Below are 26847 nucleotides of genomic sequence, written 5' to 3'. Positions count from 1 at the left end.
GGCAATAAAGCTGTTGAAAAAGGCGTGATAAGTGTGACGGGTGTGGATGAAACAGGTCAAAAACTTTTCCGTAATGCCGATGGTAAAGGAGCGAATGCTTGTGGAGATTCTGCTCGCTGGTGCTTGGTTGCGGATTTCAGATTTGGCCTGCTTTATAGCAATAAAGTCCATGGTTTGGTCTATTTTTCAGGTACTTCGGCTGCTGCACCTCAAGTGACTACGACTGCTGCCTTGGTATGGTCTAAGTATCCCTGGTTGACAGCTGATCAAGTACGTCAAACCTTGCTGACTACTGCCCAGTATCTAGACGATGGTTCAGGCACAAACAAGCTGTATAATAGTACCTTTGGATGGGGGTATTTAGATCTTGAAGGCGCCCTGAAAGGTGTCAAATTATTCAGCAAAGAGTTTGGTGATGCTTTTGATGCCAATGTTATGGGTATGAGTGTTTTCTCGAATAATATTGGGGGTGATGCGGGGCTGATCAAAAATGGTAACGGTACTTTAGTTCTGTCAGGGAAAAATACCTACACAGGCTCCACCAGTGTGAATAAGGGCAAACTGCGTATCACTGGCTCAATTACAAGTCCTGTAGCGGTGATTAAGAGTGGTGTGCTTTCAGGTAATGGCTCTGTGGGTGCTGTGACCAATAGTGGTCGTGTTTCTACTGCTGATGGTCGTCTGACCGTAAACGGTAATTATACCCAAGATGAATCAGGTACATTGCACTACGATTTGCATCATTACCTGACCATTAAAGGCAATGCTGCACTTGCAGGTTCGCTTGAAGTGTCTGCTGCAAACCGTGAAATCCTGACCAAAGGCGAGCATACGGTTTTGACCGCCAATAAGGTGACAGGGGAGTTTACTCAGTACAAGTCAATTTCTCCATTCTTGACGGTAAAAGGCTTGGAGCATCAATCCAACAAGGTCACTGTCAATGTGGATTATGCGAATACTGTAGCTGCGGGTACGGTATCAAGCGGTATCTCTGAGGTTTCCGGTGAGCTTCTGAACGAATTGATGAATAAGGCGAATACCCAAGCCTTAAATGGTGAGGTAACTGATCTGACCAAGTATGTCGGCACAATCCAGTCTGTTGCGACCAGAGAAGCAGCGCAAGCCATTCTGAACTCTAATTCAGGGGCGATTTTTGTTGAAACTCCATCGGTGTTGCTGCGTAATGATTCTCTGGTGAATGCTCAAATTGCACAGCGTTCTTACCAGTTGTTGTCTAATAGTCAGGGTGGGCTTTGGTTGAATGGTTCTTACCTGAGCAATAAAAATTCTGCGAGTGGATGGGATGATGTTGAATCTAAGGTTAGCACTGTTTCTGTGGGTGCTGATGCAATGGTTTCAGATCGCTTGGCGATGGGGGCTTATGTTAGTCAGTATCAGGATAAATCAGACTTTGATAATACCAATGCGACTGCTGAAACTGATGTGACCAACTTGGGTGCTTACCTGAAATGGCAAGCAACTGACAGTATATATCTGGCGGGAAATATGCAGTTTGGCATGGGTGATGTAGAGTTTAAACGCTTCATTACCGATGGTGAAATCACTGAGGAATCACGTTCAAAAGCAGATTTAACCAAATACGGTGTATATGGTGAGATCGGTTATGATTACCTTGCTGATAAGCTGAATGTTAGCCCTTACCTTGCGCTTAGTTACAACACTGTTGACCTCGATGGGGTAACAGAAGCAAATGCAATGGGTGTATCAGTCAGTGATGTTGCTGTAGCTGAAACCAAAGCTCATGTAGGGGTTCGCTTGGATTACAAGTTAACGCCAAGTGTGGTTTTAACTGGCTATGGTGAATATGCAAATGCTTTCAACCGTGATTATGACAAAGTGGCGCTTTTAATGAATGTGGATCGTGCGACCAGTGTTGATTTTACACCTCCAAGTTTTGAAAAAAATTACTTCCTGTACGGTGTGGGCTTTAACTATCAAGGTGGTCAAAACTGGAATATCTTTGGTGATGCCAATGGTAATGCGCTTGATTCAGGTGACTACCAGTTACAACTTGGCTTGAAGTACAGCTTTTAAATCATATGGATAAAAAAGATCCTATTCAGGAATCTTTGATTCCTTAAGGATTAATAACGATAAAGGTTTTATTATTATGCAGCTTCTGCTAAGGCGGATTTTAAACACTTTTGTGAATCGTTTTCTATGTAGCGTTGATACGATCAATCAGTTCATTCCTATTCATAACTCCCCTAAAAATCGCCCTCAACTCAAAAGTGAACGTCTTATACTAAGCTGTTTTCATGCATCTGATGCAGTAGAAGCCTGAAGCCTATGCTGCGATTACACCAAGCCTGACGCATTTTATGGCATGGGATATGCCAGAATCTGAACAAGCGTTTGCAGCGGTATGGCAAAACTGGCTAGAGAACATGGCAGCTCATGAAGAGTATGTTTTTGTGATACGGCATGCGGAAAGCCTGGAATTTATGGGGCTTTGTGGTTTGCATCGTTTAAAGGATGAAGTACCCCTGCTTGGGATTTGGATCAAGGAAAATCAGCATGGTCATAAATATGGTTATGAAGCGGTTGATGCTCTGGTTCGTTATGCCTTGGAGGACTTAAACCTTCAGCGAGTGATTTATCTTGTAGCCGAAGAAAATTGGGCGAGTCGAAAAGTCATTGAACGTTTGGGTGGGAAGGTTGTTGATGTAGTGCAACAACCTAAATATCGAGCGGTGATTTATGACTTAACTGCAAAACTGGTGTGAGAAGCATAAAAAACCCATCATCTGATGGGTTTTATTATTTAGCCAAGCGCTAAGTAGCGGGTCATTGAAATCCGCAATTGCTTTAAGTAGCCGGTAAAGAAATGGTTGGCACCCGGCAATACCGTCACTAAATGCCGCTGTGGTTTCGCCCATTCAATCATATCGGATAACAGGGTCACTTCATCGGCTTCACCATGAATGAAGAGAATATCACCTTTAATTGGTGGCGTAACATAATGGCGTATACCAGCAACTGTTGCAGTCGGCAGACCACATAAAATGGTCTGCTTTGGTTGCAGTTCTACAGGTAAGGCTGCATAGCTCTTTGCCATGACATGCGCACCAAAACTAAAACCGCCTGCATAAAAAGGCAGGGTAATATGCTGGTTGCGGGCGAACCGAATGACTTCTAATACATCATCAGTCTCGCCAAAGCCCTCGTCGTGTATACCTTCACTTTGACCAGAACCACGGAAACTTGGACGATACACAATACAACCACGTTCCAGGTACATTTGTGCCAGTAAAACTGGAACCTTGTGTTGTGGTGTGCCGCCTTGCAATGGATGGGGGTGACAAACTACCGCGAATCCTTTCACTTCACCCTGAGGATAATCCACAAAAACTTCAATCTGACCTGCAGGTCCTTGAAGAAAAATTTGCTCGGACATATAAAAACCGATGATTAACAGGAGAGTCGCGCATTTTAACGATTACGGTGAATAAAAACATGAATTGGAATTAAAATAAGCAGACTGATATAGTTTGATTAATCATTTTTTGACCAGGTTGCCATGCTCGCTTTAATTTCTCCAGCCAAAACTCTCGATTACGATAGCCCATTACCGACCGACCAATTTACTCAAGCGAGATTATTACAACATTCGCAGGACTTGATTAAAGTTTGTCGCACACTTTCTGCAACAGAAATTTCCAGCTTAATGAGTGTGAGTGAAAAAATTGCCAGTTTAAATACCGCACGGTTTAAGGACTGGCAGCCAGATTTTAATTTAGCCAATGCCCGTCAGGCGATTTTTGCATTTAAAGGTGATGTTTATACAGGTCTGGATGCCTACAATTTGAAGCATGAAGATTTGCACTATGCCCAAGATCGCTTACGCATGCTCTCTGGTTTATATGGGCTTTTACGCCCCCTGGATCTGATGATGCCGTATCGTCTGGAAATGGGAACCAAATTGGCCAATTCGCGCGGGCATAACTTGTATGAGTTCTGGGGCCATCACATCACTAATCTGATTAATCAGGATCTAGCAGCAGCAAATTCTGAAATCCTGGTGAATATTGCCTCTGATGAATATTATAAATCAGTCAACGAGCGCAAAATTCAGGCAGAGATTATCAAACCGGTATTTCTGGATCAGAAAAATGGTAAATATAAAGTGATTAGTTTCTATGCCAAAAAAGCTCGGGGGCTTATGGCACGTTTTATGATTGAAAATAAAATTGATCGTGTGGAAGAGCTAAAAGCTTTTAATATCGATGGTTATTATTTCGATGCAGACAGTTCACTCAAGGGGGAACTGGTGTTTAAGCGCGATGAACGACTGGGTGCATAAATAAGGGAATTCCTCGTATCCGGCATGAGGAATATGTATGCCGGATATGGGGGTGTATTATCAGGAGCGTATTTGAACCATTTTTAATGATTTGGCTCGGTGATATGAAGGGGGAATAGATGAGCTACTTTATGACAATACCAAATCTAACATTCTTGAACATCAAACAGCGGTTCAAGGTGAATTAAAACAAAAAATATTGTGTGACACATTGGAATAACTCTTAAAATATCATTAATTTAAATTGTTTTTCCTGAGCATTCATAATGAGTTCTTTAGGGGGAAATTAGATCAATAGACTCAAAATATTTTTCATTAAATGCATGAGATTTCCTTTATTGTCATATGCTTATTTTAATTGTATTTCTCTTAATTAAATTAAAAAATATATTAAATACAATTATTTGTTAATATTGTGGAAAGGTTTTAATCAAAAAATGGTTTTGAAAAAAAGAATTACAAATTAATTAAGTAATACTAAATAAAAAAACATAGAACTAATAGGTATGGGGTTGAAAAGTGCCTTTTATCGGGTTAAATGTAAAATATTCCACAAGTTTGTTAGGTTTTTTGTTAGCATAACTGCATAGTGTTACAAAGCAGCATAATAAAAATGAGAATATATGCTATCCCTGTCTTTGCATTAATAATTAGTTTATTGGGATTTTGCGTCCATAAACAGTCAGAAATCAGAAAATATGAAAAGATTCGTCATGTCTTAAATGAGAAACGTGATTCAAGCAAATTGCTAGAGTCTAATCGACATCGACATTAATTATGCTCAACCCGCTTTTTTCCCAAGATATGAATAAATCGATAAAATTAAATTAATAATAAATATAATAAATTTTTTAAGTATGCGTTTTAAATATATTAATTTCCAATAAAGTGTGAAATCTGAGAAGCAATAGGAAATCAATGTGTTATAATTTGCCCACGATCAAGATGAAGCAGATTTCATCTTGTTAAGCATTTGATTTAAATCACAAAATAAAGCTGCATAACTTTTATGCAGCTTTTTTGTTTAGATTTTTTGGGTTTTTATAGCATAGCCTTGGGGCTGTAAGCTGTTCCAACATTTTAACCCGTCAAATGGCTATGCTGGCATATTCGTTGCTAACACATCCTTAAAATTGATGAATTTTTTTATAAAATTTCATTTATTTGAGGGCATGCTTAAAGCATAAAGTTTACTCAATAGGGGCTAGGTCATGACGACTCCTAATCCATCTTCAGAAAGTATGCTCGAACGTCTGTTTAAACTGAGTGAAAATAAAACCAGTTTCCGTACAGAAGTTCTTGCCGGTGTGACCACATTCTTAACGATGTGTTACATCATTATTGTCAATCCAATGATTTTGTCCGAAACGGGGATGGATCATGGGGCTGTCTTTGTAGCAACCTGTCTTGCAGCCGCGATTGGCTGTTTAGTCATGGGTCTGATTGCGAATTATCCAATTGCACTTGCACCTGGTATGGGCTTAAACGCTTTCTTTACCTATTCCGTATGTTTGGGAATGGGGGTGCCCTGGCAAACCGCATTAGGCGCAGTCTTTGTGTCAGGTCTGGTCTTTATTGCTATCAGTATGTTCAAAATACGTGAGGCTATTGTTAATGCCATTCCGATGTCGCTCAAACTTGCGATTGGGGGCGGTATTGGTTTATTCCTGGCACTGGTTGCGTTAAAAAATGCCGGTATTATTGTAGACAATCAAGCCACTTTAGTCGGTTTGGGTGATCTGAAACAACCTTCAGTATTACTGGCACTTTTAGGCTTTTTACTTGTGGTGGTATTGCACCAGTTTAAAGTCCGCGGTGCAATTATCATTAGTATTCTGGTGGTAACTGCCATTGCAACTGCGCTAGGTTATAACGAATTCCAGGGTGTAGTCGGCGCAATTCCATCACTTGCTCCAACATTCATGCAAATGAACTTTGAAGGCTTGTTTACTGCCAGCCTGATCGGGGTGATTTTTGTCTTCTTCCTGGTCGATCTGTTTGATTCGACTGGTACGCTAGTGGGTGTTTCACACCGGGCCGGTCTGTTAAAAGATGGCAAATTACCGCGTTTGAAGAAAGCACTATTTGCGGATTCTTCTGCAATTGTTGCAGGTGCTGCGCTAGGTACCTCTTCAACTACACCATATATCGAATCTTCTGCTGGCGTGGCAGCAGGTGGACGTACTGGTTTAACTGCAGTTGTGGTTGGATTGTTGTTTATTGCCTGTTTGTTCCTGGCGCCATTGGCACAGTCTGTACCAAGTTTTGCGACTGCACCAGCATTGTTGTTTGTCGGTGTATTAATGATTCAGGGTATTATTCACATTGACTGGGAAGATATTACTGAAGCTGTACCGGCATTTTTAACCATCGTATTTATGCCATTTACCTATTCGATTGCAGATGGTATTGCGATGGGCTTTATTAGCTATGCATTGATCAAATTGCTGACCGGTAAGGCAGCAACTGTACCGTATATGGTTTGGATTATTGCAGTGCTTTGGGCGCTTAAATTCGCATTATTTGGCGGCTAATTTTTCTAGATTTGGAAAGGGTGTAAACTCAGTTTGCGCCCTTTTTTTATTATTTAAGGGTTTCACGAGGAGAAGCGATGAACCGTCTTGAGTTGATTCGAGCTTTACCAAAAGCCGAACTTCATGTTCATATTGAAGGCACCTTTGAGCCTGAGTTAATGTTTGCAATCGCTCAGCGTAATCAGATTGCCATCCCGTATAAATCTGTTGAGGAAGTTAAACAGGCTTATAATTTCCATAATCTTCAGTCCTTCCTTGATATCTATTATGCTGGGGCGAATGTACTGCTCCATGAGCAGGATTTCTATGACCTGGCTTGGGCTTATTTTGAAAAATGTGCCGAAGATAATGTGGTGCATACTGAAATGTTCTTCGATCCGCAAACCCATACCGATCGTGGTGTTGCTTTTGAAACCGTGATCAATGGCCTGCAAAAAGCCTGTGATGATGCCAAAACTAAACTGGGTATCAGTTCACATCTGATTATGTGTTTCTTGCGTCATTTAAGTGAAGAAGCTGCTTTTACTACATTGGAGCAAGCCTTGCCTTATAAGGACCAGATCATTGCAGTAGGTCTGGATTCAAGTGAATTAGGGCATCCCCCGTCAAAGTTCGAGCGTATCTTTGCTAAAGCGCGTGAAGCTGATTTTCTGGTGGTGGCACATGCAGGTGAAGAAGGCCCGGCAGAATATGTCTGGGAAGCTTTGGATTTGCTGAAAGTGAATCGTATTGATCATGGGGTTCGCTCGGAAGAAGATCCGGAGTTAATGCAGCGCCTGATCGCAGAAAAGATGCCACTCACCGTTTGTCCATTATCAAACCTGAAGCTCTGCGTCGTGGATGATATGCAGCAGCATAATATCCATCGCCTATTGCAGCAAGGCGTACATGTCACGGTTAATTCAGATGATCCATCTTATTTTGGTGGTTATATGAATGACAATTTTATTGCCATTGCTGAAGCACTAGATTTAAGCAATGAGGACTTGAAGCAGCTGGCAATCAACTCATTTGAAGCCTCTTTTATTACAGATGCTGAAAAAGAGCAATGGATTAACCAGATCCGTGCCTTGGTTTAAGTTTTTTAAATAGAAGGCAGGGTTCGCTCTGCCTTTGTTTTATATAGGTTGATATGAAATTGAAAAGTATAATCCTGCTCACCATGACCGCGTTGATATCTGCCTGCACAAGTGCGGATATGACTTTGACACAGCGCACCTTAAAACCCGTAATTGAATATCAATGTGGAAAAGAGCTGAAAGCGTCTAAATTTTGGACAGCTTCAACCTATTTTATGCAGGATAAAAATAAAGCTGAACTTGAACAGAATGTGTGTTCATGTGTAGGTGAACATGCATTAAAAGATATCCCAGCCAGTACTTTGCTTAAAGCAACCCTCGATGAAGAAGTAAAGTCAAAACTGACTCAGCAAGCAATTACAAACAGTCTGAAAGGCTGCATGACCGAGTTTTTAAAATAAAATCAGCTTTTGAATAAAAGCTGATGGAGTGTGGGTTTACAGATTATTTTTTGGAAGGTCGGGATTGTCGAATCATGTTAGTTAATACGTGATCTTTATCGATAAAATGATGTTTCAGTGCTGGCACGTCAAATAATACCGCACCGGTGCTGAATAACTCAGACTCCAGCGCTATATAAACACCCGGTGACAGGTAGGGCAATCAGCATGAAATACAGGGCTAAATGACCGGCATGTGCCAGAGTCTTCATCCGAGGTGACATGCTGTCAGGTAGTGGTGGTGCAGGGTGTGTAGCGCCAGAAGATTCGCACAACAAACAGAAAAATAATGGTGATGGCGATATTTTTATGCAGGGTAATGACATCACCTTTAAAGCTGCCATCGACGCCATAACTTAAAAAATTCCCACTATAAAAACCAATCAGCCAGGCCGCAATAAAGATAATCGCCATGCTCCAGTGCAGCCATTGGCCGTGCGTGTGTAATATTGTGCTTTTTCCATATAATTTTCTAGTGCTCTCAAGAATGGCTGAACCCTTAGCAAAGGGTGAATCAGCTCGGCAACTCCGAATCTACAACGCTATGGTGGCTTCCATGCAACATCCGCTGGATTGGCTGGGTGCAGATTTAAACATTCTGAATGATTTTTAGATTTCCTATTCAGGTGAATTTCGGCACAATAGCGACACGCTTCATATATGAATAAACAAGGAACAAATCTGTGAAAAAATTATTGGCTGCACTGGCTCCGCTTACTCTGGTTTTATCGGCTTGTGCAATAACAGGTAGCCCTGAAACACAAACAGCGACTCAGCAACTGGGTGGGGCTGCGCTTAAAATCGCGATCAATGCAAAATGTACGACTGAACTGAATAATATTCCAGCCTGGCAAACAGCAACACGTTTAATGACTACCACGCAAAAACAGAATATCCAGTCTGAAATTTGTGGCTGTGTCAGCGAAAAAGCGCCACAAAGCGTAACAGCGGTAGATTTGGCGACTGCAGCAATTGACCCGGCAGCACGTGCTACGATTGTTGGAAATGTGGTTGCAAAAACCATTAACGCTTGTGTGGCTGAAGCTGTAAGCTAAGCCAAGATTAAATTGAAATAGGCTGACCGGTTCAGCCTATTTTTTATGGAAAAAAAGACATGAAAATTGCGGGTGTAGATGAAGCAGGGCGGGGGCCATTAGTCGGTTCAGTCGTCGCTGCAGCAGTTATTTTAGATCCGAATAACCCGATTGTGGGTTTAAATGATTCTAAAAAACTCACTGAAAAGAAGCGTGAAAAACTTTTTATCGAGATTCAGGAAAAAGCACTGGCATGGGCCATTGCTGAAGCCTCTGCGGCAGAGATTGATGAACATAATATTTTACAGGCCTCTTTACTGGCTATGCGCCGCGCAGTAGAAGCCTTGCCGATTCAACCTGAGCATGTGCTGGTGGATGGCAATAAAGTCCCTCAAGGCCTGATGATGAGTTGTGATGCCATCATTGGCGGTGATGCGCTGCATGCTGAAATTTCAGCAGCCAGTATTCTGGCCAAGGTGACCCGAGATCATCAGATGATTGAGATGGATCGGGAGTATCCGCAATTTGGTTTCGCCAAGCACAAAGGCTATCCGACTAAGGCGCATTTTGAAGCAATTGCCTTACATGGCATAATTGATGAACATCGTCGCAGTTTTGGACCAGTGAAAAAAGTAGTGGCAGCACTACTCGAACAGCAGGCTAGAGAACAGTAGGTTTTGGGTGTTCTCAGTACTTTATCTGGTATTAGATCAAATCTCAGATAAATTTAAAGCGGCTTATAAGCCGCTTTATCATTTTTACACAATTAACGGTTAAAGTTATTTTGTGTTTGATTATCCTCTTCATACGAAGGTTGGAAATCTTGATCGATCTGCTGAAGATGTTCATGCATTGCACGTTCATGCTGGATACGCTGGTAAATTTCTTCACGGTGCACAGAGACTTCTTTCGGAGCATTGACCCCAATACGAACCTGGTTACCTTTTACACCAAGTACAGTCACGCTGACTTGGTCTCCGATCATTAAAGTTTCCCCGACGCGTCGAGTCAAAATCAGCATGTTTCTCTCCTTGCAAAATGCAAAACCTGCAATTTATTGAATGTAAAACAAAAAGCACAACCAAAAATTAAAAAATAAAATCTGGATAGAAATTCTGTCTTCGAGGTGAAAGATTTTACTCTATCTCAGTTTTTTAAAAATCCTCAGGGTTAATATAACAGAGCCACTATAAAAAAAACTATAGTGGCTCTGAATTTTTGTAGAGATTTATAAAATACTGTCAAACAATGACAATATTTCGTATTTGCTGTTAAGCGCGTACGCTAGATTCACCTTGTTCGCGGTCTAAACCAAATGCGGTATGTAGTGAACGAACAGCAAGTTCCAGATAATTCTCTTCAATAATTACTGAAATTTTGATTTCAGAGGTTGAGATCATCAGGATATTAATTCCTTCGTCTGCGAGGGCGGTGAACATTTTGCTCGCCACACCTGCATGTGAACGCATGCCCACGCCCACGATCGATACTTTGACGATATCGTCACGGGTTGCAACTTCACGTGCGCCTATTGCAGTTGCAGTCGCTTCTAAAATGGCTTTTGCTTTAGCCAGTTCGCTACGATTTACAGTAAACGTGAAGTCGGTCGTACCGTCTTCTTCTACGTTTTGGATAATCATATCGACTTCGATATTGGCTGCACCGATTGGGGCCAAGATTTTAGACGCAATGCCTGGTTCATCAGGAACACCTAAAATCGTTAATTTTGCTTCGTCACGATTAAACGCGATACCAGAGATAATTGGGTTTTCCATATTGTCTTCCAATTCAGTCGTAATGAGTGTTCCGACGTTATTTTTAAAATCTTCGTCAAATGCGCCATCATCATCGTTATCGAAGCTTGATAATACGCGTAAAGGTACCTGGTATTTACCGGCAAATTCCACAGCACGAATCTGTAGAACTTTAGAACCTAAAGAGGCCATTTCCAGCATTTCTTCAAAAGAAATACGATCAATTTTTTTGGCTTTAGGAGTCACACGCGGGTCAGTGGTATAGACACCGTCGACATCGGTATAAATCTGGCATTCGTCTGCTTTTAAGGCTGCCGCAAGTGCCACACCTGAAGTATCAGAACCACCACGGCCTAAAGTCGTCGTATTGCCTTCAGCATCAAAGCCTTGGAAGCCTGCAACCACAATGACACGACCTGCGTCTAGGTTTGCAGTCAAGACATCAGTATCAATCGATTCAATACGGGCTTTGGTGAATGCGCTGTCGGTTTTAATCCCAACCTGGCGACCGGTCAGGGATTTAGCTTCAACGCCCACGGAATTGAGCGCCATCGCTAACATGGAAATCGTTACCTGTTCACCGGTAGAGACCATTTGGTCAAGTTCACGTGGGTCAGGGGTTTCGGTAATGGCTTTTGCGAGAGCGAGCAAACGATTGGTTTCACCACTCATTGCTGAGACCACGACCACCACCTTGTGGCCGTTGTCATGCCAGCGCTTCACACGACGAGCAACATTTAAAATGCGCTCGGGGGTACCCATAGAAGTACCGCCATATTTTTGAACGATCAATGCCATAGTTGTTCCATATAAGCCATGACCCTGATGTACCTATCAGGGTCAGTTACACAAAATTGAAGTTTATTTTGCTGCAAGCCAGGTAGTTAAATCTGCCATCACTGGAGCAAACTTCTCGTTAAGTGGCGCGCCACCTTGTGCCAAGTCAGGTTTACCACCACCTTTACCACCTAGCTCAGTCGCTAAATGCTTGATGATGTCACCTGCTTTAATAGAAGCAGTAAAGTCTTTTGCTACAGATGCGATCAAGCTCACCTTGTCACCCTCTACACCCGCAAGCACAATTACTGCATTTTCTAATTTTGATTTCACACCGTCATGCAGGTTGCGAAGTGATTTCGCGTCCATATTTTCGATAGTTGTAATCAAGGTTGCACGACCTGCAATGGTTTGAACTTGGCTTAGAAGTTCACCGGCTTGCAGGCTAGCAAGTTTTTGATTGAGTTGTTCAATTTGCTTTTGCAATTGATGTGCAGTATCAACGACAGCTTCAACTTTTTCCACTGTTTGATGATTCTGTGCTTTTAGTAAACCATTGATGTATTGAACATCACGATCAACTTTCTGTACCACTTCAACTGCTTTGGTACCGGTCACTGCTTCAATACGACGCACACCAGCAGCAACACCACCTTCAGAAGTGATTTTGAACAGCCCGATGTCACCGGTACGTTTTACGTGAATACCACCACAAAGCTCGATCGAGAAGTTTTTCTCATCGATCACAGAACCCATAGACAGTACACGTACTTCGTCACCGTATTTCTCGCCGAACAGCATCATCGCGCCTTTGGCTTTGGCAGATTCGATATCCAGAAGTTCAGTAGACACCGCAGTATTGGCAATCACTTCAGCATTGACCAAACGCTCAATTTCTTGCAGCTGTTCAAACGTTACAGGTTGGTCATTGGCAAAGTCAAAACGTAACACGTCAGATGCAACCAATGAGCCTTTTTGCTGGACATGTGAACCTAAAACTTGACGTAACGCAGCATGTAGCAGGTGAGTTGCAGAGTGGTTGCGCGCAGTTGCAGCACGAATCTCTGCTTTTACAATGGCTTCCACCTTTTGTGCAGCTTTCAGACTACCCATGGTCACGATACCCTGGTGTACAAATGCACCACCAGATTTTTTGGTATCTTGAACTTCGAAAATACCTGTATCATTTTTGAAGATACCTGTATCACCGATCTGACCACCGCTTTCGGCATAGAAAGGGGTCTGGTTGAGAACGATCAGTGCCTCATCACCTTCAACCACTTCATCAACTTGCTCGCCATCTTTATAGATCGCGATAATTTGACCTTCACCGACAGTTGCATCGTAACCTTCAAATCGCGTTTCGCCTTCAACTTTCACAACGCTGTTATAATCGATTGCGAATTTGCCTGCTTCACGAGCACGTTGACGCTGTGCAGCCATTTCCACTTCAAAGCCTGCTTCATCAATCGTTAAGCCACGTTCACGTGCGATATCTGCAGTCAAGTCAGTCGGGAAGCCATAAGTGTCATAAAGCTTGAATACCACTTCACCTGGAATCACAGAGCCTTTTAGCTGTGCCAATTCGCCTTCAAGCAATTTCAGACCTTGCTCAAGTGTTTTGGCAAATTGTTCTTCTTCTTTCAGAAGTTGTGCTTCGATACGTGCTTTATTTGCTTCAAGTTCTGGATATGCTTCGCCCATCACTTCAATCAAAGGCTGCAACATCTTATAGAAGAATGCACCAGTTGCACCCAGCTTGTTACCGTGACGAACTGCACGGCGGATAATGCGGCGCAATACATACCCACGACCTTCATTTGATGGATTGACACCATCAGCAATCAGGAAGCAGCACGAACGTGCATGGTCAGCCACCACTTTTAAAGAGGCAGGGAAGTCGAGCGGTTTGTTTTCTGCTTGCGCTTTTGCTTCAATTTCAGTGGTATCTAAACCGATGATTTCAGCTGCAGCTTTGAGTAAATGCTGGAATAGATCGATTTCGTAGTTTGAGTTTACGTGTTGTAAAACTGCAGAAATACGCTCCAGGCCCATGCCTGTATCAACAGACGGCGCTGGAAGCGGGTGTAGTACGCCATCTGCAGTACGGTTAAACTGCATGAAAACGTTGTTCCAGATTTCGATGAAACGGTCGCCATCTTCTTCAGGCGTGCCCGGCAGGCCGCCCCAGATATGCTCGCCATGGTCAAAGAAGATTTCAGAACATGGACCGCAAGGACCGGTATCACCCATCGCCCAGAAGTTATCTGATGCGTACTGACCACCTTTATTATCGCCAATGCGGATAATGCGGCTGGCATCCAGACCGATTTCTTTGTTCCAGATATCAAAGGCTTCATCGTCGGTGTGATAAACCGTTGCGTATAATTTGTCTTTTGGTAGTGCCAACCAGTCGTCGCCAGTCAGAAAATCCCAGGCAAATTTGATCGCATCACGTTTGAAGTAATCACCAAATGAGAAGTTACCCAGCATTTCAAAGAAGGTGTGGTGACGTGCGGTATAACCTACATTGTCCAAGTCGTTGTGCTTACCACCTGCGCGTACGCATTTTTGTGATGACACTGCACGGACATAATCGCGTTTTTCTAGACCTAAGAAGCAATCTTTAAACTGGTTCATACCCGCATTGGTGAACAGTAAAGTTGGATCGTTGGCGGGTACTAGTGAACTCGACGCGACACGTGTATGCCCTTGCGATTCAAAGTAACGCAAAAATGCTTCACGAATTTCAGCTGATGTCATAAAACGAGTACTCACAACCAAGTCACTCCATAATTTCCGATTTGGCTAAAGCACCACAGTCTGACAAGCACAAGAGAGCTCTGCTGCAATGCGGGGCTTAAAAATTTAAAACGCCAAATTATAACGGAAAAAGCAGTATGCACCAATCATTTTAAAACCAATTACTAAGGAATTGTTGCCTTGGGTTTTCTGATAAATTAATTAAATGAATCTTCTACAACAACAATTCGGATAGATCCCTCTGTTCAAAAAGAAGCGGAATTTAAAAAGATCTGAATAGGGGGCGATGTATCAGAAATAAAATAATCGAAAATCAGTATTTTTGCTGAAGTTTTTAATGTATAGCGCAAGAAATCCTTTAACATAGAAGAGTTTTAACACAGGCATATAAAAGGTTGAGTCATGCAACGAGTGGCAATCAATGGATTTGGACGTATTGGACGTAATGTATTGCGTGCATGGTTTGAAAATCCGAAAGATTTTAATTTTGAAATCGTTGCCATTAACGATATTGCCGATGTTGAAACCCTGATTCATCTGTTTAAATATGACTCGACCCATGGACGTTTTCCGGGACAGGTAGAGCTCAGTTATGATGCTAAACATGTTTATCTGCACATCAGCTATCAAGATGCTGCTTTAAAAGTTCAGGTTTTGTGTGAAGCTCAGCCTGTAAAGTTGCCTTGGCAAAACTTGGCAGTAGATGTGGTGCTGGAATGTACCGGGCTGTTCCGTTCCCGTGAAGCCGCGACCCAGCATATTGAAGCAGGGGCGAAACGTGTCATTATTGGTGCCGCACCTTTTGATACTGTAGATGCTGCAATTGTCTATGGTGTGAATCATCACGAAGTCAAAGCGACAGACCAGATTATTTCCAGTGTGTCCTGTACCACACAGGCCTTGGTGCCGCTGGTCAAAATTCTCGATGATGCTTTTGGCATCAGCAGTGCCTTAATGACTGAAATCCATGCTGTGACTGCAGATCAATCTGTACTGGATCAGGCACACCGTGATTTGCGCCGTGCGCGTGCAGCAGGACATAATATTATTCCCACCACATCAAGTGCGCTGGGTGCATTAAAGCGGGTCATGCCAAAAATGGAAGATCGCATTGATGGCTATTCAATTCGGGTGCCGACCATTAATGTAGCCGCAATTGACCTGACCTTTGTTTCCCAGTCACCGATTACCGATCACAAGCTCAATGAAGTGTTAATCAAGGCTGCGCGGCAGGATTTTGCAGAAATCATGTCGGTAACTGATGAACCGCTGGTGTCGAGTGATTTTAATCATTCACCCTATTCACTGATTGTTGATTTGACCCAAACCTTGGTGGTTGGACATCAGGCCAAAGTCTTTGCCTGGTATGACAATGAATGGGGCTATGCCAACCGCTTACTTGATTTATGTGAATCTTTTCATTAAGTTCGAATCATCGTGAGTTGAAAAGCACTGATATACAGTGCTTTTTAAAAAGTGAATATTTTTTATATCCTGTGTTTTAAGAGAATTTGCTCGTAATTGATCGAAAAGCAGCGTTTGATTCTGAATTATTTACATTATCCTGATTATTTTTCGTTAAGATAAAGACAATAAATTGAAATAAGAGCAAACACATGATGTTGGTTTGGGGATTTATTATACTGCTCACATTGGCAGTGATTTTTCTAATCTGGCTACAGTTTAATCAGAATGATGATTCAGGTGTCATGGAAGGCGTGCCGGTAGAAGAAAAAGTCGCGCATCTGGAAGAAAATTTAAAAAAGACCCTGGAAATCATGCAGGACTTAGCCAAAAAAATGCATGTCCAGCAGGAAATGCTGGATCAGACCACAGCAAAACTTCAGCAGGTCGAGTTGCAAAATACAGAGCTGGTCAGCTTGCTCACCAAGGTGGTCGATCCACAGAAATAACCCAAACCCCTTTAAAGACAAATTAAAGGGGTTTTTTAGTCCTTGCTATTAAAATACTCAGTACGATTGTTAAAACTTATTCATCTCAGAATGATGATTGCCAAGGTGAGAAAGTGACAAAATGATAGGCTTGCATCGCCGGGAATTTAAAGTCAGTTTCATGAGTAAAACCACGGACAGCTCAAGGAGAAACAAAACGCGCAACTATCTTGCTGAATCTTGAATATTTAAGCTGTCAATCACTGTTAATTTTCGCTATATAAAGTATAAAAACCGGCATTCTGAAATAACTGCTGAAAATTACGGCAGTCCAATCTTGTATCTGATGTAAATATTGTGATTGAAGGTGCTAAATTCATCTGATAAAGCGCTGATAGTTGAGGTAATTATGATTATTCTCATTCGGCAGAGAAAATTATAAAATTTGCGATGCACAGCTAAAACTATCGTGCTAGACTAGGAGAAATCGGGTGTGCTCCCGATTTTTTTATGCGGATTCGTTCCGCGCTGACAAGAATTTAGGTTTACAACATGCCCATTTCAGAGACATGGTTATTACCTGATGGTGTAGCTGATGTATTACCAGAACAAGCGCAAGTCATTGAAAGTTTGCGCCGTAAATCACTGGATTTCCTTGCATCTCGAGGTTATCAGTTGGTGTACACGCCATTCATTGAATACATCGAATCTCTATCTTCTCTCTCAGAATCGAATCAAGATTTAGACTTAGCCACTTTTAAGGTGATCGATCAGCTTTCCGGTCGTTTACTTGGTGTGCGTGCCGATATGACACCACAAGTGGCTCGTATTGATGCGCATGTACATCCAGTGGAAGGCGTAGCGCGTTACTGCTATGCAGGAACCGTTCTGCATACCAAACCACGCGGCTTTAATACCTCGCGTGCACCATTGCAGTTAGGTGCCGAACTGTTTGGTTCAGACAGCATCGATGCCGATGTGGAAATGGTCGATTTAATGATCAGTCTGATTCAGGAAACAGGTCTGGCAGACGGAATTCATCTGGACTTAGGTCATGTGGGATTATTCCGCAGTCTGGTGGCTCAGGCAGGCTTGAATAAAGTTGCTGAACGTCAGTTGTCTGATTTATACCAGCGTAAGGCTTTGCCAGAGTTAGAAGAATTCACGGCAGAACTGCAACTTGGTCAGGACTTTTATGCACTCGGACGCTATGCCAGTGATCTGGATGCATTACAGGCGAATTTAAGTGCTGAAGTGTTGGCGAATCCAGCCTTCAAGCAAGCTTTTGATGCACTACAAATCACCAAGGATGAGGTTCAGACCCGTTGGCCAAACTTGAGTATTGGTATTGATGTGGTTGAACTACGTTCGTACCATTATCATACTGGCCTGATGTACGCGGTATATGCACCGAACAGGGCAGCTGCCTTGGCACAAGGCGGCCGTTATGATGGTATTGGTGAACATTTCGGTCGTGCACGTCCTGCAACAGGTTTTTCTTGTGACTTATATGCTTTAAGCGCAGGTCAGTTTGATGCTGTACAAGTCGTTGTGGCGCCTAAAGGTTCCGATGCAGAGCTTCTGAATGCGATTCAGAACATTCGTACACAAGGCTTAAGCGTAATTCAGTTATTGGGTAATGATGATTTAAGCTCAATTCCATATGCGACGCACCAGCTGGTGAACGTAAATGGCGAGTGGACAGTCAAAACGATTTAATTGCTTGGCTCAGTGTTCATGTCGCTGAGCGGGGCTTTCAACTTTAACAGCATGATGTAATGAGGCTATTATGGGCAAGAATGTTGTGGTACTTGGTACCCAATGGGGCGACGAAGGTAAAGGTAAAATCGTCGACCTGCTCACAGATCAAGCGGCAGCGGTAGTTCGTTATCAAGGCGGACATAACGCAGGTCACACTCTCGTGGTTGGTGGTAAGAAAACTGTCTTACACCTCATTCCATCTGGTATTTTACGTGAAAACGTACTGTGCTTAATTGGTAACGGTGTTGTTCTTTCTCCTGAAGCGCTCATCAAAGAGATGGACATTCTTGAAAAAGAAGGCGTTCCGGTTAAAGAGCGTTTACGCATTTCTCCAAACTGTCCACTGATTCTTCCAAATCACATCGCACTTGACCAAGCACGTGAGAAAAAACGTGGTAATGCGAAGATTGGTACAACAGGCCGTGGTATCGGTCCTGCGTACGAAGACAAAGTGGCGCGTCGTGCAATCCGTGTTGCTGACCTGGTACGTGGTGGTGAACATCTGAAAGCTCAAATTGAAGAGCTGCTTGAATACCATAACTTCCAATTGACTCAATTCTACGGTGTAGAAGCAGTTCAATTAGAAGACGTACTTGCACTGTGCGACGAATGGCGCAAAGTGGTTGCTCCACTGGTGATTGACGTTACCGGTGAATTGCATAAATACCGTAAAAACGGTGACAACATCATGTTTGAAGGCGCACAAGGTTCACTGCTTGACGTCGATCACGGTACATATCCGTATGTGACCTCTTCAAACACCACTGCTGGTGGCGTAAGCTCAGGTTCAGGTTTGGGTCCTTTGCACCTTGACTATGTACTGGGTATTACGAAAGCCTATACCACACGTGTAGGTGCAGGTCCATTCCCAACTGAATTAGTTTACGATGCTGCGAACGATGTTGGCGATGCAATCGGTAAACACCTCGGTACGATTGGTAACGAATTTGGCGCCTCTACTGGCCGTCAACGCCGTTGTGGCTGGTTCGATGCTGAAATCCTGCGTCGTTCAGTAGATGTCAACTCACTTTCAGGGATTTGCCTGACTAAACTTGACGTTCTAGACGGTTTGGAAGAAGTAAAAATCTGTGTGGGTTATGAAGCTTCTGATTCTGGTTGTATCGGTTCTTCTGATGCGATTGCATTTGAATCTTTAAAGCCGATTTATGAAACCATGCCAGGCTGGTCTGAGTCAACTTTCGGTGCGAAATCACTGGATCAGTTGCCAGAAGCTGCACTAAACTATGTAAAACGTCTTGAGCAATTGATTGAATGTCCAATCGACATCATTTCAACTGGTCCAGACCGTGAAGAAACTATCGTTCTTCGCCACCCGTTTGATGCTTAATCTGTTTTAAGCTTCAATAAAAAACCCATCTCCGGATGGGTTTTTTTATATCCGGGCGTTAGCGCTGGGCGCAAGACTAAAGTTGCATCGGTACTGTGACAAGATGTGCTTTAACATAGCCACATATAAAGAAAGAAAAGAGCGAAAGGATGCAGAAAAATATATCGGCGACCATGTTTTATTCATTGTTATTCGCAATGGGGGGGGCACCCACCATTGCCATGATGATTATTCGTGCGCAAACTCAAAATCCTGAGATTATTTATAATGCGCTGGTCGGTTTGAGTGTCATTATCGCCTGTGTGCTGGTACCTGTCATTTTGTTGCAAAACGCCTATTTATTTTTTAAACGTAAAGATGAAATCCTGGAACAGAAAATAAAACCCTTAAGCCAGGTTTATCTGGGCTTGAATATTGTCTGCCTGATTTATTGGTTGGCGATACAGTACTTGGCTTAAAAATTACATAATTTATAAGAAGATGAAGCAATTAGGTGTTTAGGTGCCCTCATCTTTCACTTATAATTGTTACAATGTAAATTGACCTTGAGCCAAGGTGGAATTGATTATAATGAAGAATAAACTTTTATTGGGTATGGGTGTTGCTACGGCACTGACACTAGCCGGTTGTACTACCATTGCAGATATTGCAGGAGCCGATTCTGCAACCTTAAATGCAACAGCCGCACAAAGCTATAATGCCATGGTGGCAGATGCAAGAAACAAAGGTCAACTTGACACCAGTTCAGCCACCTATAAACGTATCAATAACGTATTTAATCGTTTGAAACCGGTTGCTGATCAATTGAACCAAACCGGTATACCATTCCAGTGGCAACTTGCAGTATTTAAATCTGATCAGGTCAATGCCTTTGTTGCCCCCGGCGGGAAAGTCGTATTCTATACTGGTATTGTGAATAAACTGAATCTGACCGATGCGGAAATCGCGGCCATTATGGGTCATGAAATGGTGCATGCATTAGAAGAGCATTCCAAGCAGAAAATTGGTGCTCAGGCCCTGACTGATTTGGCCTTGGGGATTGGCTTAAGCGCAGCAGGTGTGGGCCAGGGTGGTGCTGCGGCAGCCCAGCTGGGTAGTCAGATTGGTATTGGTTTGCCTTACTCACGCAACCTGGAAAGCCGGGCTGACCAAGGTGGCTTAATGTTGATGGCACGTGCAGGTTATAATCCGAATGCTGCAATTACCTTGTGGGAAAAAATGAATAAATTAGAAGGTGGCGGCGGAGTCGCTTTCCTGTCTACGCATCCCTCAAACAGTCAACGTATTGGACAGATGCGTCAACAGTTGCCAGCAGCCATGCAAATCTATAACCAACGTAAATAAGATGATCCGTTAAGAGGGATACTTATAGCGTAATCAAGCAGGGCAGTGGTCCTGCTTTTTATTGCCTATTTAAAAATCTGATATTTTAGGTTAATAAAAAAGGCAAAGTTTTCACTTTGCCTTTTATCACACTCGATCAGAAGATCTTAGTGCTGGTGACCACCTGCACCGTGTACATGACCGTGATCTAATTCTTCTTGAGAAGCTTCACGAACAGATACAATTTCAACTTCGAAAGTCAGGTCTTGGCCAGCAAGCGGGAAGTTAGCATCAACGACAACATTGTCGCCTTCAACTGCTTTAACAGTAACGATTTGCACGCCGTCATCAGTTTGAGCCTGGAATTGCATGCCTGCTTGAATGTTGTCTACGCCTTGGAACATTTGCGCAGGAACTTCTTGTACTAGGTCTGGGTTGTATTCGCCATAACCTTCAGCAGCAGGAACGTTTACAGTGAATTTTTCACCAACAGTTTTGCCTTCTAACGCGTTTTCTAAACCTGGGATGATGTTACCTGCACCGTGCAAATAGGCAAGTGGTTCACCTTGAGATTGGTCGAGAGTTTCACCCTCTGCGTTAGTCAATGTGTAGTGGAAAGAAACCACGAGGTTATTTGCAATAGCAGTCATGTTAATTGATCCATTCAATTTTTTAAGAGTACATCATAAAGTGAAATTGCATTTTTGTAGACTAAAATTAGCAAAAAAACGCAATTTGGCAATTTTATTGACGGTTTTTTCATTGATTGGGCCAAATTCTGGAATTTCAATGCAATTTCAGCTTTGGAGAGATTTTCCGTGTAACAAAATCTTTTGCGGTTAGAATCCCCGCATGCGCATAACCATGAATGGTCGCCTGATGAATTCGGTACAAGGACACATACATCGATTTGGCGACAAAGCCTTGCACATTTACCTGACCGAGTAATTCCCCGACGGCTTTATTCTGACTTAAGGAAATGAGTGAACCTTTGTCAGAAAATTTAAACATCGGCAAATAGTTTTCTTCATTGATACGTGCTTTTAAGGCATTGGCCAGAAAGTTGGCCTGTTGGCTGGCGACTTGTGCGCGTGGACCCAATACTGGTTCATCTGCAGCAGGTTGGCAGTGTGCACAGTCACCAAAAGCATAAATGTCTGGATCAGATTTGGTTTGCAGGGTGGAATAGACTTTCAAGCGGTGAATATTGTCCTTTTCCATATCTTGGAGTTGTACCAGGACGTCAGGCGCCTTGATGCCTGCGGCCCAGACTTTAATCTCGGCATCCAGACTTGAACCATCTGCAAAATAAATCTTGTCTTCATCGACCTTGGCCACCCGATGACTGGTCAAGACTTCAATGGCAAACTTTTCCATCTGTTGCATGGTGTGTTCAGCGACTCTAGGCGAGAGTGCCGTCAGAATGCGATCCGCCGCTTCAATTAAGGTGATTTTGACTTTCTTCGGGTCGACCTTGTTTAAACCATATTTAAAGAAATTCTGTTTGGCTTCTACCAGCTCCGCTGCCAGTTCTACCCCGGTTGCCCCGGCACCAATAATGGCAATATTCAGTTCACGATTCGAAGCTTCATGTTGTGCGTTCAGATAGAGGTGCAGCATATCCTGCTGAAAAACATCAGCCTGTTTACGGCTGTCGAGAAAATGACAGAACTGCCTTACCCCTTCGGTATTAAAGTCATTCGAGGTAGAACCCAAGGCCAGTACCAGTGTGTCATAGGAAATGTGCTGGTTTTTCTTGGATTGGGCTATTTTGGAGAAATATTCTGTTTCGATCACAATCTGTTTAGCTTCACGATCTAGCCTTGTGAATGTACCTAAGACAAATTCATAATGATGCGCGGCTGAATGAGAAAAATAATTGGTTTCTTCTTGATGTGGGTTTAAGGTGCCTGCGGCAACTTCATGCAGCAGCGGTTTCCAGATGTGTGTCAGTTTTTGATCGATCAGAATAATCTGGGCTTTACCGCTTTTACCCAAGCTATCACCCAACTGAGTCGCCAGTTCCAGACCACCGGCACCACCACCCACAATCACGATTTTATGTGCTGTCATATATGATTAACCTGTTTATTTTTTTAATAAAAATAAGAGAAATAGAAAGAAAATATACTATGGCATGGGCTAGATCGCGTCTTGATTAAAATTGTTATACACATTACAAAACGTAGCAATTCTGTGAGAGCAGGTAAGTTCCCCCGTTTTGAGGGGGTGACGCGGGGAGAGGTCAATCTGCCAGAAGATCAGCGAAAAGATCTTCTAGCTTAAAAGAGAGTTAACCTGATCGGTAGCGCTATTATCTATCCAAAGGATAAAGCTTTACGCTTGGTGTAGAGTCTGAAAAGAAACTGAATAAACCCTGCAGCCAGGTAAAGAACTTCTGAAACAGGTTGGCTTCTTCAATTTCGACATGATCTTCGATCAGAATGGTGCGAATCAACTGGTTATTCTGATAGACCTGAATGGTCGCCAAAGGCATGATAGTTGCCAAAGGTGCAATGAGTTCAGACGCCTTTACTTCAACACTGATACGGGTCTGGGTTTCCTGTAAGGGCTCGATACTTTTTAAAATACCATCACCTGTATTTAGCATAATACGTTGACTGGTCTGATCGAATTGATTCAGGTCGATGCTATAACCCTGATCATATAAAGAAGTAGTAATAATCTGCGGTTGCTTGGTTTGAACCTTAAACATTTTTAAGGTTGATTTAATTACAGGCAATTCAGCCAGAAGCTGTTTATCTTTGATCGCTACTTCATTGCGGGTATAGGTATAAGCCAGATTCATCAGCTTATGCGATATTTCAGCGCGCTTTGCGGCACTTTTAGTGCCCAGTACCACCACAATCAGACGGCGATTGGGCATTTCAAAATTTGCTGTTACCCGATTGGCTGTAAGGGCCAGATTATAGCCTGCCGCACGGGTGAAACCGGTTTTTAAACCATCTACTGTTGGATCGACCTTAAGCACGCGGTTGGTGGCACGATGGAAATGCTGGTTATAGCTAAAGCTGGGCTGTTTGGAATAATACAGATAGTCCGGGGTTTGATTCACGACTGCCATAGACAGTCTGGCCAAATCTGCGGCAGTCGAATAATGCTCAGGCATGGTAATACCGGCCGGATTCTGGAAATTGGTATGCTGCATGCCCAGTGCTTTGGCTTCCTGATTCATACGTTCAACAAATTGCGGAATCCCACCAGAAATTTTCTCAGCCAGCGTCACCGCAGCATCATTGGCAGACATGATAATTAAGCCTGCCAGAAGCTGATCGACTGAAATCAGGTCACCTTCTTTCAGGTACATTTGTGACTCATCCCACATCACAGTTTTCACCACAGAAGTCGCGGTTAAAACTTCATTTTTATTTAATTTCCCGGCCTCAATTTCCTTTAAGGCAATATAAGCCACCATCATTTTGGTTAGCGAGGCCGGAGCACGTTGCACGTCGGCATTGTGTTCTGCAATGATTTGACCAGACTGGGAATCCAGAATGGTCCAGGCTTCAGCTTCAACGCTTTCAGGCACGATATTGAGCAGGGCAGCATGGGAAAATGCAGAAATAAATAAACTGAATACCGTAATCAGTGAGATGATGTATTTCAATGGTGTTCCTTAATAACCGGGCAGGTGTTGAACGTTAAATTTTCACGCATGCTATGCCTTTTTTATACAGATAGCTAGTCGTAAATGTAGACAAATAAGACAGCTAAACCATACTGGCTTAAAAAATGCTAAGCTAAGCTATACCTTATTTATTTTTATTTTATATCGTCCATTATGATGCATTATCAAATCGAATTTGACGATTATCGTCAACATCTTATTCACGTGACTGTTCGTTTTCTGGCAGATCCGACGCAAGTCTTATCATTGCCGACCTGGATTCCGGGAAGCTATCTGATTCGAGAGTTTTCCAAGCACATTGAAGCGGTCAAAGCTTATGATGAAGATGGACGCCAACTACAAATCCAGAAATTTGAAAAGAACAAATGGCGTTTATTCAATACCGATCATGAGCTGATTACGGTTGAATATGATGTCTATGCTTATGACCTGTCCGTTCGTGGTGCATATGTGGATCAAAATCGTCTCTATGTGAACCCGGCCTGTGCATGTTTAGGCGTGGAAGGTCAGGAAGGCAAAGAGATTGAACTGGAAATCTTTTTGCCAGATGAATTAAAGCATTTTCAGCTGGCAACAGGCATGCAAGCCAAAAGTCTGGTCAAAGGCCGTTTCACTCTGAAAGCCAAAAACTATGCTGAACTGATTGATGCGCCGTTTGAGCTGGCAGAGCAAACCCGGTTCAGCTTTGAAGCGAATGGTATTCCGCATGAATTCGTGGTGTCAGGTAAACATGCCATGAATGCGGCACGTATGCAGCAGGATATTGAAAAAATCTGTAGCACAGAAATTTCCATGTTTGGTTCGGCGCCGTTTGCTGACTATACTTTTATGACCATGGCAACCGGCAATAGTTATGGCGGTCTGGAACATCCAAATTCTACCAGCCTGATTTCACCACGTGATGACTTACCTAAGGCCAATGAACCTGAAGAACCTTCAAAAGATTATCAGCGTTTCCTGGGCTTATGTAGCCATGAATACTTCCATTCCTGGTTGGTGAAATTCATTCGTCCTGAAAATTTTGTGAACTATGATTTGAACAGAGAAGGCTATACGTCTCTATTGTGGATCTTTGAAGGTTTCACTTCGTACTATGATGATTTGATTTTGCTACGCAGCGGCGTGATTAATCAGGAATCATATATTGCTTTATTAAAAGCACAAATTGATCGTTATTTACAAAATCCGGGGCGTGCGATTCAGTCAGTGTCTGAATCCAGTTTTGATGCCTGGGTGAAATTCTACCGTCAGGATGAGAACTCGAATAATGCCGGTACCAGCTATTACAATAAAGGCTGTTTGGTAGCGCTGTGCCTGGACTTGGGTCTGCGTTTACGTGGTTCAAGTCTGGATGCCTTGATGCGCCGTTTGTATGAAAATGCCCAAAATGGTGTTCAGGTACATGAACGTACGATCTTTGAATTATGCAAAGAACTGACCGGTGATGATTGGTCAGAACAGATTAATCACTTAATCAATACCACAGATGAATTGCCGCTCGATCAGTTATTGCCTGAGTTTGGTATCGGTTATAGCCTGAAAAATGACAAGTCTTTGCCATTTGGTTTAAAACTGGTAGATAAGCCGGAAGGCGTACTGGTTCAATCTGCGCGTCGTGATGCTGTGGCTGTGCAAGCTGGTCTTTCTGCCAATGACATGATTATTGCCATTGACGGTTTAAAAGCCACGACCAAGCTTCTCGAAAGCTATGCAAAACAAGACGGTAGTTTTACAGTGTACGCGTTCCGTCGAGATGAGCTGATGACCTTTGAAGTTCGGGCAGGCGGTACTGAACTGACAGAAGTTGAACTGAAAGTTGAAGATCAAGCCAAAGCTGAAAAGTGGCTTAAAGCTTAATTCAATTTCAAACTTTAAAACCGATGCTGAAGCATCGGTTTTTTTATTGACTAAATATCAACACGATATTTGTTTAATGGGTAGTCGGGAAGCTGCATGGAATTCAGCCACAATTTAATCATGCTGATTCATCACCTGAATATCATAAATCCCGCTACGGCCACGACTGGCCGTATGTTCTGTTACAGCAGCCAATGTATCGCCGAGAAATCCCGGTTTTAAGTACTGAATCCCACAATGCTGATCTATTACAAAGCTTTTTTTAGATACATTTTATTTTTAAATAATTATATATGAATCATAAACAGCATT

At 42.7% G+C, this 26847-nt stretch carries 23 protein-coding genes and 2 pseudogenes; 16 read left to right on the top strand and 9 right to left on the bottom strand.

The window, feature by feature from the left end; translation table 11 throughout:
- Together KUG37_RS05900 and KUG37_RS14705 are read left to right on the top strand one after the other, a co-directional pair.
- Window positions 1-2055 (top strand): autotransporter domain-containing protein (locus KUG37_RS05900; RefSeq protein WP_216940296.1); only part of this gene is annotated, 2055 nt, incomplete at its 5' end.
- A 299-nt stretch (window positions 2056-2354) separates the two neighbouring features.
- On the top strand, window positions 2355-2747 hold the full coding sequence (locus tag KUG37_RS14705; RefSeq protein ID WP_254202627.1) for a GNAT family N-acetyltransferase: 393 nt from the start codon (window positions 2355-2357) through the stop codon (window positions 2745-2747).
- 38 nt (window positions 2748-2785) lie between these two features.
- Here the strand turns inward: KUG37_RS14705 and KUG37_RS05890 are convergent, their stop codons facing one another.
- Complete coding sequence (locus KUG37_RS05890; protein ID WP_216937450.1) at window positions 2786-3418, bottom strand: alpha/beta hydrolase; 633 nt, start codon at window positions 3416-3418, stop codon at window positions 2786-2788.
- A 123-nt stretch (window positions 3419-3541) separates the two neighbouring features.
- Between KUG37_RS05890 and yaaA the strand changes: the two genes are divergently transcribed.
- From yaaA to KUG37_RS05870, 4 genes are all read left to right on the top strand, one after another.
- The gene (gene yaaA / locus KUG37_RS05885) at window positions 3542-4324 is read left to right on the top strand and encodes a peroxide stress protein YaaA (protein ID WP_216937448.1); all 783 of its coding nucleotides are present in this window, start codon (window positions 3542-3544) and stop codon (window positions 4322-4324) included.
- A gap of 1211 nt (window positions 4325-5535) precedes the next feature.
- Window positions 5536-6858, top strand: a complete 1323-nt coding sequence (locus KUG37_RS05880; protein ID WP_216937446.1) for an NCS2 family permease — start codon at window positions 5536-5538, stop codon at window positions 6856-6858.
- Window positions 6859-6935: 77 nt separating this feature from the next.
- Window positions 6936-7937, top strand: coding sequence for an adenosine deaminase (locus tag KUG37_RS05875; protein WP_216937444.1), 1002 nt, complete (start codon window positions 6936-6938; stop codon window positions 7935-7937).
- Between the two features lie 53 nt (window positions 7938-7990).
- Window positions 7991-8338, top strand: a complete 348-nt coding sequence (locus tag KUG37_RS05870) for a hypothetical protein (RefSeq protein WP_216937442.1) — start codon at window positions 7991-7993, stop codon at window positions 8336-8338.
- 43 nt (window positions 8339-8381) lie between these two features.
- Here the strand turns inward: KUG37_RS05870 and KUG37_RS05865 are convergent.
- Window positions 8382-8841 (bottom strand): annotated as a pseudogene (locus tag KUG37_RS05865) (cytochrome b).
- 23 nt (window positions 8842-8864) lie between these two features.
- Between KUG37_RS05865 and KUG37_RS14830 the strand changes: the two are divergent.
- The 3 genes from KUG37_RS14830 to rnhB all read left to right on the top strand — a co-directional run bounded on the left by KUG37_RS14830 (window position 8865) and on the right by rnhB (window position 10085).
- Window positions 8865-8990: a hypothetical protein gene (locus KUG37_RS14830; RefSeq protein WP_302052335.1), complete on the top strand. Its 126-nt coding sequence runs from the start codon at window positions 8865-8867 to the stop codon at window positions 8988-8990.
- A 70-nt stretch (window positions 8991-9060) separates the two neighbouring features.
- Window positions 9061-9432 (top strand): hypothetical protein, encoded by a 372-nt coding sequence (locus KUG37_RS05860; protein ID WP_216937440.1) that lies wholly within the window; start codon window positions 9061-9063, stop codon window positions 9430-9432.
- 59 nt (window positions 9433-9491) lie between these two features.
- The gene (gene rnhB, locus KUG37_RS05855; protein ID WP_216937438.1) at window positions 9492-10085 is read left to right on the top strand and encodes a ribonuclease HII; all 594 of its coding nucleotides are present in this window, start codon (window positions 9492-9494) and stop codon (window positions 10083-10085) included.
- A gap of 92 nt (window positions 10086-10177) precedes the next feature.
- Here rnhB and csrA read toward each other — a convergent pair whose 3' ends face one another.
- The 3 genes from csrA to alaS all read right to left on the bottom strand — a co-directional run bounded on the left by csrA (window position 10178) and on the right by alaS (window position 14720).
- Entirely contained in the window at window positions 10178-10432 is a 255-nt protein-coding gene (csrA, locus tag KUG37_RS05850) for a carbon storage regulator CsrA (RefSeq protein WP_216937437.1), read from the bottom strand.
- A 250-nt stretch (window positions 10433-10682) separates the two neighbouring features.
- Window positions 10683-11963 (bottom strand): aspartate kinase, encoded by a 1281-nt coding sequence (locus tag KUG37_RS05845; protein ID WP_216937434.1) that lies wholly within the window; start codon window positions 11961-11963, stop codon window positions 10683-10685.
- 63 nt (window positions 11964-12026) lie between these two features.
- The gene (gene alaS, locus KUG37_RS05840; RefSeq protein WP_216937433.1) at window positions 12027-14720 is read right to left on the bottom strand and encodes an alanine--tRNA ligase; all 2694 of its coding nucleotides are present in this window, start codon (window positions 14718-14720) and stop codon (window positions 12027-12029) included.
- A gap of 387 nt (window positions 14721-15107) precedes the next feature.
- On the opposite strand from alaS, the gene KUG37_RS05835 reads away from it, so the two are divergent.
- The 6 genes from KUG37_RS05835 (at window position 15108) to KUG37_RS05810 (ending at window position 21050) form a co-directional block, all read left to right on the top strand.
- Complete coding sequence (locus KUG37_RS05835) at window positions 15108-16130, top strand: type I glyceraldehyde-3-phosphate dehydrogenase (protein WP_216937431.1); 1023 nt, start codon at window positions 15108-15110, stop codon at window positions 16128-16130.
- Between the two features lie 191 nt (window positions 16131-16321).
- Window positions 16322-16618, top strand: coding sequence for a hypothetical protein (locus KUG37_RS05830; RefSeq protein WP_216937429.1), 297 nt, complete (start codon window positions 16322-16324; stop codon window positions 16616-16618).
- Window positions 16619-17149: 531 nt separating this feature from the next.
- Window positions 17150-18316 (top strand): ATP phosphoribosyltransferase regulatory subunit, encoded by a 1167-nt coding sequence (locus KUG37_RS05825; protein ID WP_216937427.1) that lies wholly within the window; start codon window positions 17150-17152, stop codon window positions 18314-18316.
- Between the two features lie 70 nt (window positions 18317-18386).
- Window positions 18387-19706 (top strand): adenylosuccinate synthase, encoded by a 1320-nt coding sequence (locus tag KUG37_RS05820; RefSeq protein WP_216937424.1) that lies wholly within the window; start codon window positions 18387-18389, stop codon window positions 19704-19706.
- A 149-nt stretch (window positions 19707-19855) separates the two neighbouring features.
- Window positions 19856-20164, top strand: coding sequence for a hypothetical protein (locus tag KUG37_RS05815; protein ID WP_216940294.1), 309 nt, complete (start codon window positions 19856-19858; stop codon window positions 20162-20164).
- Between the two features lie 112 nt (window positions 20165-20276).
- On the top strand, window positions 20277-21050 hold the full coding sequence (locus KUG37_RS05810) for a M48 family metallopeptidase (RefSeq protein WP_216940292.1): 774 nt from the start codon (window positions 20277-20279) through the stop codon (window positions 21048-21050).
- Between the two features lie 146 nt (window positions 21051-21196).
- Here KUG37_RS05810 and slyD read toward each other — a convergent pair whose 3' ends face one another.
- The 3 genes from slyD to KUG37_RS05795 all read right to left on the bottom strand — a co-directional run bounded on the left by slyD (window position 21197) and on the right by KUG37_RS05795 (window position 24657).
- Entirely contained in the window at window positions 21197-21679 is a 483-nt protein-coding gene (slyD, locus tag KUG37_RS05805) for a peptidylprolyl isomerase (RefSeq protein ID WP_216937418.1), read from the bottom strand.
- Between the two features lie 136 nt (window positions 21680-21815).
- Entirely contained in the window at window positions 21816-23102 is a 1287-nt protein-coding gene (locus tag KUG37_RS05800; RefSeq protein ID WP_216940289.1) for an NAD(P)/FAD-dependent oxidoreductase, read from the bottom strand.
- A gap of 241 nt (window positions 23103-23343) precedes the next feature.
- Complete coding sequence (locus tag KUG37_RS05795) at window positions 23344-24657, bottom strand: D-alanyl-D-alanine carboxypeptidase PBP6B (protein ID WP_216940287.1); 1314 nt, start codon at window positions 24655-24657, stop codon at window positions 23344-23346.
- 174 nt (window positions 24658-24831) lie between these two features.
- Here KUG37_RS05795 and KUG37_RS05790 point away from each other — a divergent pair, with 174 nt between their 5' ends.
- Window positions 24832-26535 carry a M61 family metallopeptidase gene (locus KUG37_RS05790; protein WP_216937147.1) on the top strand — a complete coding sequence of 568 codons (1704 nt, stop codon included), beginning with the start codon at window positions 24832-24834 and terminating at the stop codon, window positions 26533-26535.
- A gap of 114 nt (window positions 26536-26649) precedes the next feature.
- On the opposite strand, the pseudogene KUG37_RS14880 reads toward KUG37_RS05790, so the two are convergent.
- Window positions 26650-26784: pseudogene (locus tag KUG37_RS14880) on the bottom strand (hotdog fold domain-containing protein); the annotation flags it as partial.
- Window positions 26785-26847 lie beyond the last annotated feature (63 nt).

Origin of the sequence: Acinetobacter sp. BY419 (assembly GCF_019038395.1) — a bacterium.
GTDB lineage: Bacteria > Pseudomonadota > Gammaproteobacteria > Pseudomonadales > Moraxellaceae > Acinetobacter.
This window is presented reverse-complemented; position numbering and strand designations above follow the sequence as displayed.